Source organism: Paraburkholderia sp. SEWSISQ10-3 4 (genome assembly GCF_030464785.1).
Classification (GTDB): Bacteria; Pseudomonadota; Gammaproteobacteria; order Burkholderiales; family Burkholderiaceae; genus Paraburkholderia; species Paraburkholderia aspalathi.
This window is the reverse complement of record NZ_JALPRI010000047.1, coordinates 1-1,387: the sequence shown is the minus strand read 5'-3', so window position 1 is coordinate 1,387 and position 1,387 is coordinate 1. Positions and strand designations below refer to the sequence as shown.

The following is a 1,387-nucleotide window of genomic DNA, read 5'->3' as shown; positions in this document are numbered from 1 at the left end:
CTGAAGGCAAACGGCATCGTTCAGAGCATGAGCAGGAAGGGGAATTGCTGGGATACTCAGTCTAAGATCGCCTCTGAACGTCGGATCGATCTGACCCGTGCTGGGATTGGCGAAGCTGCCTTGGCGTTGACCTGTCGATCGGATTCCGGCGTTCCCCGAGCGTTGCCGGGCTCACCGTCTGTGACCTGATAGGAGCTTTGTTCTGCACCGTGAGTGTCCTGTCCTGCGAGTGGGGTTGGCGATGCGCCCACTACGACGAAAACACGCATGGAACAAAACAACGAAGTGATTCTGGGCGTCGACACGCATCTGGATGCACATGTCGGGGCTGTGATTAACGAGACGGGCAAACTTCTTGGAACGCTGTCGGTATCGACCGATACGGCAGGGTATCTCAACCTGGTGAGCTGGGCGAATTCGTTCGGTCATCTGCGCCGCGCCGGCGTAGAAGGGACCGGCACCTACGGCGCGGGTTTGGCCCGCGTGCTACGCGATCACGAAATTGAGGTGCTGGAAGTCAATCGCCCTGACCGGGCGATGCGCCGGTCCCGAGGAAAGTCCGATCCCACCGATGCGGAAAACGCCGCCCGCGCGGTTCTCTCTGGCAGGGCAACGGCCGTTCCCAAGGAGCAGTCCGGCGCTGCCGAAGCAATGCGCGCCGTCTCCGTTGCCAGACGCAGCGCGGTCAAAGCGAAAACGCAAGCCATCAATCAGTTGCGCGCTTTACTGGTCAGCGCGCCACAGGAAATTCGCGAACGCCTTCTGAAAACGAAGACGGCGCAATGCGTTGCGAGTTGTGCCCGCCTGCGCTCGTTAGGCAACACGCCCATGTTGCAAACGTTGACGACCACGTTGCGCTTGCTGGCCAAGCGCTGGCTGGCGCTGGCAGAGGAGCTCAATACGCTCGATGCCATGCTCGATCGCCTGACCAGCCAGCACGCTAGCCGGCTTCGTGACAGATTCGGTGTTGGCCCACAGACCGCTGCAGTGCTTGTCGCCGTCGCAGGGGACAATCCCGAACGCCTGAAAAGTGAGGCTGCGCTGGCAGCGCTTTGTGGCACGAGCCCGTTGCAGGCATCGTCGGGCAAAACGGTCCGGCATCGCTTGAACAGAGGTGGTGACCGGTCTGCAAACAATGCCTTGTGGACCATTGCAATGGTGCGCATGAGAAGCGAGCCTCGGACCCGTGCTTACGTCGAACGCCGGACCAAAGAAGGCATGTCGAACAAGGAAATCCATCGCTGCCTGAAGCGCTATATCGTGAGGGAGTTGTACCCGCTCATCCTGGCAGATCTGGCCGATTCGACGCGTGTCCCTTGACATAGGAGCGTCAACGCACCGGTGGAGCGTTTCTTTAGAAGCCTGAAAAGCGAATGGATCGACGAGA

1 protein-coding gene is annotated in these 1,387 nt (G+C 60.0%); it reads left to right on the top strand.

All coding sequences use genetic code 11. The features are described from left to right. Nucleotides 1-267 precede the first annotated feature (267 nt). Nucleotides 268-1,320 carry an IS110 family transposase gene (locus M0D68_RS36555; protein ID WP_211709243.1) on the top strand — a complete coding sequence of 351 codons (1,053 nt, stop codon included), beginning with the start codon at nt 268-270 and terminating at the stop codon, nt 1,318-1,320. Nucleotides 1,321-1,387: the final 67 nt, after the last annotated feature.

What these genes read in the sequence shown, in the direction of transcription:
- M0D68_RS36555 (WP_211709243.1), top strand. Translation starts at nt 268, where the DNA reads ATGGAACAAAACAACGAAGTGATTCTGGGCGTCGACACGCATCTGGAT.